The 8,127-nt window shown below is 66.1% G+C and carries 7 protein-coding genes; 2 read left to right on the top strand and 5 right to left on the bottom strand.

What is annotated here, in order from left to right; all coding sequences use genetic code 11:
- The 3 genes from ABZD10_RS11610 to ABZD10_RS11600 all read right to left on the bottom strand — a co-directional run.
- On the bottom strand, positions 1 to 1,003 hold a 1,003-nt coding region (locus tag ABZD10_RS11610), incomplete at its 3' end, for a metal ABC transporter permease (protein ID WP_372886667.1).
- 3 nt (positions 1,004 to 1,006) lie between these two features.
- Positions 1,007 to 1,813, bottom strand: a complete 807-nt coding sequence (locus ABZD10_RS11605; protein ID WP_372886666.1) for a metal ABC transporter ATP-binding protein — start codon at positions 1,811 to 1,813, stop codon at positions 1,007 to 1,009.
- A gap of 13 nt (positions 1,814 to 1,826) precedes the next feature.
- Positions 1,827 to 2,789, bottom strand: coding sequence for a metal ABC transporter solute-binding protein, Zn/Mn family (locus ABZD10_RS11600; protein WP_372886665.1), 963 nt, complete (start codon positions 2,787 to 2,789; stop codon positions 1,827 to 1,829).
- 202 nt (positions 2,790 to 2,991) lie between these two features.
- Between ABZD10_RS11600 and deoC the strand changes: the two genes are divergently transcribed.
- Entirely contained in the window at positions 2,992 to 3,984 is a 993-nt protein-coding gene (gene deoC / locus ABZD10_RS11595; RefSeq protein ID WP_372886664.1) for a deoxyribose-phosphate aldolase, read from the top strand.
- Between the two features lie 10 nt (positions 3,985 to 3,994).
- Positions 3,995 to 6,334: an aldehyde dehydrogenase family protein gene (locus tag ABZD10_RS11590; protein ID WP_372886663.1), complete on the top strand. Its 2,340-nt coding sequence runs from the start codon at positions 3,995 to 3,997 to the stop codon at positions 6,332 to 6,334.
- Between the two features lie 64 nt (positions 6,335 to 6,398).
- Here the strand turns inward: ABZD10_RS11590 and ABZD10_RS11585 are convergent, their stop codons facing one another.
- Together ABZD10_RS11585 and ABZD10_RS11580 are read right to left on the bottom strand one after the other, a co-directional pair.
- Complete coding sequence (locus tag ABZD10_RS11585) at positions 6,399 to 7,373, bottom strand: CoA ester lyase (RefSeq protein ID WP_372886661.1); 975 nt, start codon at positions 7,371 to 7,373, stop codon at positions 6,399 to 6,401.
- 113 nt (positions 7,374 to 7,486) lie between these two features.
- Positions 7,487 to 8,107: a LuxR family transcriptional regulator gene (locus ABZD10_RS11580; protein WP_372886668.1), complete on the bottom strand. Its 621-nt coding sequence runs from the start codon at positions 8,105 to 8,107 to the stop codon at positions 7,487 to 7,489.
- Positions 8,108 to 8,127: the final 20 nt, after the last annotated feature.

Genomic DNA, 8,127 nt, shown 5'->3' with positions numbered 1-8,127 from the left:
CGTCGGCCCGCGCCAACCCGGCCCGGCGCAGCAGGCGCAGGGTCAGCCTCTCGTAGATCGGCTGGCCCTGGGCCAGCGCCAGAAGGCCCTGTCGCATATGAACCCGGCGCTGGAAGCGCAGGTGGCGCAAGAGCGCTGCCAGCACGCCGCGATTGGGGGCAAGGAACAGCGAGACCGCGAACAGGGCAAAGCCGACCAGAACGATGATCGGCCCGGTGGGCAGGCCGGGGGCCGCAGCCGACAGCGCCGCGCCGAAAAAGCCCGAAACCCCGCCGACCAGCCCGGAAATCAGCGTCAGCCGGTCGGTGCGGTCGGTCCAGAATCGTGCGGTGACCGGCGGGATGATCAGCAGCGCAACAATCAGGATCAGCCCGACGATCTTCAGCCCCACCACCGTCACCGCCATCGCCAGCAGCATGATCAACAGGTCGATCCGGGCCACGTTCAGCCCGTTGGCGGCGGCAAACTCGGGGTCGAAGGCGACCAGCCCCATCGGCCGGCGCCAGGTCAGCACCACCGCCAGGGTCAGCGCCCCGCCGATCACGATGACCGCCGCATCGTTCCACAGCATGCCGGCGGTCGACCCGAGCAGGAAACCTTCGAGCCCGGCCTGCCGCCCCGAAGACATGGTCTGGATCACCGTCAGCAGGACGATGCCGAAGCCGAAGAACACCGACAGCACCGCACCGATGGCGGCATCCTCGGCCAGCCGGGTGCGGCGCACCAGCCAGCTGACGCAGATCAGGCCGATGGCCGCCGAAAACGCCGAGCCGGCCAGCAGGCCGATCAGGTTGCGCCCGTCGCCGCCCAGCGCGACCATGACCATGAAGGCCAGCGCCACGCCGGGCAGGGTCGCATGCGAGATCGCGTCGCTGACCAGCGCCCGTTTGCGCAGGAACAGGAAGGTGCCGGTCACCCCGGCCGAGATCCCGAGGAAACAGGCACCGATGGTCACCAGCGTGGCGTTATAGCCCAGCTGGAGGAACAGGGCGTCCCACAGCATGGCTCAGCCCGCGACCAGATCCAGCTGGTCGATCTGGCCGCTGGCCAGCCGTCCGCCGTAGGTCTTGTCGAGGTTCTGCGCGGTGAACGCCTCAGCGACGCTGCCCTCGGCGATCTTGCGGGTGTTGATCATGAAGACATGGTCGAAATACTCGGGCACGGTCGACAGGTCGTGGTGCACCGCGACCACGGTCTTGCCCTCGTGGCGCAGGCCCTTCAGCACCGCGATGATGGCCTTTTCGGTGGCCGCGTCGACCCCGGCAAAGGGTTCGTCCAACAGATAGAGATCGGCGCTCTGGGCCAGGGCGCGGGCAAGAAAGACCCGTTGCTGCTGCCCGCCCGACAACTGGCCGATCTGGCGGTCGGCGAAATCGGTCATGCCGACCCGGTCGAGACAGGCCATCGCCGTGTCGAGATGGGCCTTGCGCAGCCGGCGCAACAGGCCCAGCTCGCGGTATAGCCCCATCAGCACCACGTCGATCACACGGGTCGGGAAATCCCAGTCGACGCTGGCGCGCTGGGGCACATAGGCGATGCGCCGGCGCTGCGCCGCCAGCGGCCGCCCATAGACCAGCGTCTGGCCCGAAAGCGGCTTCACGATGCCCAGCATCGCCTTCAGCAGGGTCGACTTGCCGGCGCCGTTGGGCCCGATGACGGCCGTCATCGACCCTTCGGCCACCGTCATGTCGACCGAAAACACCACAGGTTTCTGGCCATAAGACACCGTCATGCCGCGCACCGCCAAGGGGCTGTCGTCAAGCTTGTCGGCGGCCGGGGCTTGCCCCTGAGTGGCGGCCAGTTCCAGTGTCATACCCTATACTCCCTCAAAACCCGGCCGAAAGCCGCCCTGTCATGCCGCGCGCCGGTGCCTGACCGCCGAGCGCGGTGGCGATCACCGTCACGTTGTGGTCGATCATGCCAAGATAGGTGCCTTCATAGGTGCCGGGTTCTCCCATGGCGTCAGAGAACAGTTCTCCGCCGACAATGACATTGTGGCCTTGTGCCGCAGCCCCTTCGGTCAGGGCACGGATGCTGCGATCCGAGACCGAGCTTTCGACGAAGACCGCGCCGATGCGGCGCGCGACAAGAAGGTCGACCAGCTCGCCGATGCGGTTGAGCCCGGCCTCGGACTGGGTCGAGATGCCCTGGATGCCGAGAACCTCGAATCCGTTGTCGCGGCCGAAATAGCCGAAAGCGTCATGGGCGGTGACGAGAACGCGTTTTTCGACCGGCTCCGTGGCGATGGTCTTCTGGGCATAGGCATGCAGCGCCGCCAGATCCTGTAGATAGGTTTCGGCATTGGCGGCAAAGGCCTGCGCCAGATCCGGGCGTGCGGCGCTCATCGCGTCGCGGATCGTAGCCACGCAATGGGCCCAGATATTGGGCGCCATCCAGACATGGGGGTCGAACTTGTCGGCATAATCCGGGTGCACCCGCAGCAGATCGCGCGGGATGCCGTCGGTCACCGCCTTCACCGGCACGCGCTTCTCCAGCTTGTGCAGGAACTCCTCCATCTGCGCCTCGAGATAGAGGCCGTGCCACAGCACCAGATCGGCCCGGGTCATGGCCACGATATCAGACCGCGTCTGACGATAGGAATGCGGATCGACCCCCGGCCCCATCAGCCCGGTGACAGTGACGAAGTCACCGCCGACGCGGCGCGCGGTATCGGCGATCATGCCGGTGGTCGCAACGATGGTCAGCTTGTCCAGCGCCCAGGCCGGCGCCGCCAGAAGCGCGGCCCCGGTGGCGCCGGCCAAGACAAAGTGACGACGGGAAATCTGCATGTCGGTACCTCGAAGATTCGGTCCAGTTGAATATGAGAGCCATTCGCAACAAAGTCAATGCAATTGAGAATTGTTCGCAATTTATTTTTGACCGCAAGGACAAATTCCGGTCTGACGCCGGTCCGGCGCTGCTTGAAAATCCAACGCTTGCGTGACAGGGTGAGCGCCTATCGCGACAGAATTTTCCGGCACTGGAAACGACATGCAAAGCCCGACACAGACCGCCAGCCCGCATCAGCTGCCGCAAACGCTGGAGCCGCGCAATCCGGGCATGGATCTCGACCTTGACTGGGTGCGCGGCCAGCAGGCCAACAGGTCGGCCATCGAACGCCGCGCCCAGAGCCTGCCTGGGCGCCGCTCGCTGAAGAAAGAGCACCAGGCCGCCTGGCTCCTGAAGGCGATCAGCTGCATCGACCTGACCACCCTCTCGGGCGATGACACCGAAGGCCGGGTGCGGCGGCTGTGCGCCAAGGCCCGCCAGCCGGTCGATGCCGGCATGCTGGCCCGCCTCGGGTTGCCGGGGCTGACCACGGGGGCGGTCTGCGTCTATCACGACATGATCGCCTGCGCGGTGGATGCGCTGCGGGGGTCGGGCATTCCCGTGGCGGCGGTCTCCACCGGCTTCCCGGCCGGTCTGTCGCCACTGGCGCTGCGGATCGAAGAGATCCGCCACAGCGTCGCCGCCGGCGCCGCCGAGATCGACATCGTGATTTCGCGCCGCCACGTGCTGAAGGGCGACTGGCAGGCGCTTTATGACGAGATGCGCAGCTTTCGCGAGGCCTGCGGCGATGCCCATGTCAAGGCGATCCTGGCTACCGGAGAACTTGGCACCCTGCGCAATGTCGCCCGCGCCTCGCTGGTCTGCATGATGGCCGGGGCCGATTTCATCAAGACCTCGACCGGCAAGGAAAGCGTCAACGCCACCCTGCCGGTGTCGCTGGTGATGGGCCGCGCCATCCGCGACTATTTCGACCGCACCGGCTATCGTGTCGGCTACAAGCCTGCCGGCGGCATTTCCAAGGCCAAGGACGCGCTGACCTATCTCGCCCTGATCAAGGACGAACTGGGCGACCGCTGGCTGCAACCCGACCTGTTCCGCTTTGGCGCCTCGTCGCTTCTTGGCGACATCGAGCGCCAGCTCGAGCATCATCTCACCGGCCATTACTCGGCCAGCTACCGCCACGCCATGGCATGAGGACCGCGCTATGACCGTCAAGGAGATCTTCGAGACCATGGACTACGGCCCCGCCCCCGAAAGCGCTGCCGAGGCGCTGGCCTGGATCGTCGACCAGGGCGCCAAGTTCGGCCATTTCATCGACGGCGGCTTCACCGCGCCGGGCGATGATTTCACCAGTCGCAACCCGGCCAACGGCGAGACTCTGGCCACGCTGTCGCAGGCCACCCGGGCCGATGTCGATGCCGCCGTCGCCGCCGCCCGCAAGGCCCAGCCGAAATGGGAAAAACTGGCCGGCCCTGGCCGTGCCAAATACCTCTATGCCATCGCCCGGCTGGTGCAGAAACACGCCCGCCTCTTCGCGGTGCTGGAGACCCTCGACAACGGCAAGCCGATCCGCGAAAGCCGCGATATCGACATTCCGCTGGTGCACCGCCATTTCTATTATCACGCCGGCATGGCGCAGCTGATGGAGGCCGAGTTGCCGGGCCGCGCCGCGCTTGGGGTCTGCGGCCAGATCATCCCGTGGAACTTCCCGCTTCTGATGCTGGCCTGGAAAGTGGCCCCGGCGCTGGCCATGGGCAATACGGTGGTGTTGAAACCGGCGGAATACACCTCGCTCAGCGCGCTGCTGTTCGCCGATATCTGCCGCCAGGCGGGCCTGCCGCGGGGGGTGGTCAACATCGTCACCGGCGACGGCGACGTCGGCGAGATGATCGTCGCCCACGACGGCATCGACAAGATCGCCTTCACCGGCTCGACCGAGGTCGGGCGCCGCATCCGCGAGGCAACCGCAGGCTCGGGCAAGGCGCTCACGCTGGAGCTGGGCGGCAAATCCCCCTATATCGTCTTCGACGACGCCGACCTCGACAGCGCCGTCGAAGGGCTGGTCGACGCGATCTGGTTCAACCAGGGCCAGGTCTGCTGCGCCGGCTCGCGCCTGCTGGTGCAAGAAGGCATCGCCGCGCCTTTCCACCGCAAGCTGAAGGCCCGCATGGACGGGCTGCGGCTGGGCAACCCCTTGGACAAATGCGTCGATATCGGCGCCGTGGTCGACCCGGTGCAGCTGGCCGCCATCACCGCGTTGGTCGAGAGCAACCGCGAGGGCGAGACCTACCGGGCCAATGTCGAGATGCCGGTCGAGGGCTGTTTCTACCCGCCCACCCTGATCACCGGACTCGCCCCCGCCGCGCGGCTGATGCAGGAAGAAATCTTCGGCCCGGTCCTGGTCTCGACCACCTTCCGCACCCCGGCCGAGGCGGTCGCGCTGGCCAACAACACCCGCTATGGCCTTGCCGCGTCACTCTGGACCGAGAACGTCAACCTCGCCCTCGACATGGCCCCGCAGCTGGTCGCCGGGGTGGTCTGGGTCAATGCCAGCAACCTCTTTGACGCCGCCGCCGGTTTTGGTGGCAGGCGCGAAAGCGGCTTTGGCCGCGAAGGTGGCTGGGAGGGGCTTTCGGCCTATACCCGGCCCGCAGCCGCCACCAGGCCGCTGGCGCCGGTGACGGCCTTTGCTGGCGACAAGGGCCCCGCGGACCCGCTGGACCGCACCGCGAAGCTTTACATCGCCGGCAAGCAGGCGCGCCCCGACGGCGGTTATTGCCGCAATGTCTACGGCAAGTCGGGGGCGCTGCTGGGGCAAGCGCCGCTGGCCAATCGCAAGGATGTCCGCAATGCCGTCGAAGCGGCGCAGGCCGCCGCAGGCTGGAGCCGGACCAGCGGCCACCTGCGCGCCCAGATCCTTTACTACATCGCCGAGAACCTGTCGGCGCGCGGCGACGAATTTGCCAGCCGCATCAACGCCCTGACCGGCGCCCGTTCGGGGCAGAAAGAGGTCGAGGCCACCATCGAGCGCCTGTTCAGCGCCGCCGCCTGGGCCGACAAGTTCGACGGGCAGGTGCACAACGTTCCGATCCGCGGCGTGGCGCTGGCCATGCGCGAAGCGGTCGGCACCATCGGCGCCCTCTGCCCGGACGAGGCGCCGCTGCTGGGGCTGGTGTCGATCATGGCGCCGGCCATCGCCATGGGCAACCGCATGGTGCTGGTCGCCTCGGAGCCCTTCCCGCTGGCGGCCTGCGATTTCTACCAGGTGCTGGAAACCTCGGACCTGCCCGCTGGCGTCGTCAACATCCTGACCGGCGCCCATGGCGAACTGGCGTCGCCCCTGGCCGGCCATCACGACATCGACGCGGTCTGGAGCTTTTCCTCGACCGATCTCGGCGCCGAGATCGAACGCACCAGCGCCGGCAACCTGAAACGCACCTGGGTCAACAATGGCCGCGCCCGCGACTGGCGGCAGGATCACAGCCGCGCCTTTCTCGAGGCCGCGACCGAGGTCAAGAACATCTGGGTGCCCTACGGCGAATGACCCCGGCGGGCTTTTCTCCTGACAGGATGCGGGCGGGGGGGCACCCCCCCGCCAACAGCCGCCCTCAGGCGCCGATCTGCAACGCCTTCTGAACCAGCACCTCGGCCTGCCGGATCGAGGCATAGTCGATAAGCCGCCCGTCCAGCGACACCGCGCCCTTGCCGTTGGCCTCGGCCTCGGCCATCGCCGACAGGATGCGCTGCGCCCGGTCCACTTCACTGGCCGAGGGGCTCATCACCTCGTTGGCCAGCGCGATCTGCGAGGGGTGGATGGCCCATTTGCCTTCACAGCCCAGCGCCGCGGCGCGTCTGGCGGCGGCGCGATAGCCGTCGGGGTCCGAGAAATCGCCGAAGGGCCCGTCGATCGGGCGCAGCCCGTTGGCCCGCGCCGCAACCACCATGCGCGACAGCGCATAGTGCCACATGTCGCCCCAGTGCACGCCACGCCCGCCGTCTTCGGCGGGGTCGGTCAGCACCGCGTAATGCGGGTTCACCCCCCCGATGATCGTGCTGCGCGCCCGGGTGCTGGCGGCATAGTCGGCGACCCCGAAATGCAGGCTCTCGTTGCGCTTGGACGCGGCGGCGATCTCGCTGACATTCTGCATGCCCAGGGCGGTCTCGATGATATGCTCGAAACCGATGCGTTTCTTGTGGCCCATGGCGTCTTCGATCTGGGTCACCAGCATGTCGAGGGCATAGACATCCGACGCGGTTCCGACCTTGGGGATCATGATCAGATCAAGCCGTTCGCCGGCCTGTTCGACCAGATCGACAACATCGCGATACATGTAATGCGTGTCGAGCCCGTTGATGCGCACCGACATGGTCTTGGTGTTCCAGTCGATGTCGTTCAACGCCTCGATGACGTTCTTTCGCGCCTGTTCCTTTTCGTCGGGCGCCACCGCATCCTCGAGATCGAGAAAGATCACATCGACGTCGGATTTCGCTGCCTTTTCAAACATTTGAGGCTGACTTCCCGGGATCGCCAATTCACTGCGATTGAGCCTGCCCGGCGCCTGTTCGATGCTGTGGAAACTCATGTCTTGACCACTCCTTTTGCTCTGGTCGTTTGGCATGACGGCCACAAAAGAAGTCAGAATCACGCGCTGTCAAGAAATTTTATTGCGTACAATTGCATGCAGATGAAACAAATCTAACGCGATTTTTCCCTCTCCGACGCTTCGCCCGGCAGGCGCGACGAATAGTAAAACGCGATGGCCTGTGCCCGGTTCCTGACCGAGAGTTTCTCGTAGAGATTCGAGAGGTGGAATTTCACCGTGTTGGTCGAGATTCCCAGCGCCTTGGACAGCTCGCGATTGGTCAGCCCCTTGGACAGCGCCTCCAGCATGGTGCGCTCGCGGCGCGACAGGCTGTGAATCGGGTCTTTCTGCAATTCGCGGATGTCGATGAAGGGGAACACCATCTTGCCGGCGGCGACGTCCGCGCAGGTCGCCAGCAGGCCCTCGACATCTGCCGAGCGATCGGCAAAGCCCGCCGCGCCGGCGGTCATGGCAAGGCGCGGCAGATCGCCGGTGCCGTCGCCGTAGACCACCAATCGCGGCGCGTTTTCCTGTTCGCGCAGCACCTCGATCAGCTTGGCGCCGCCCAGCACCGGCAGATCCCAGTCGATCACCCCGACCTGAACCGGCACCCGCATCACGGTGCCGAGAAAGCCCTCGGCGGTGGCGGTGGTGGCAACGAGGGAGAATCGCGGGTCACGGTCGAAAATCTCGGACATGGCCGACAAAACCAGAGAATTGCTGTTGGCCAGCATGACATCGATCGGGCGTGTCT

Source organism: Shimia sp., assembly GCF_041624275.1.
Classification (GTDB): domain Bacteria; phylum Pseudomonadota; class Alphaproteobacteria; order Rhodobacterales; family Rhodobacteraceae; genus Shimia.
This window is presented reverse-complemented; position numbering and strand designations above follow the sequence as displayed.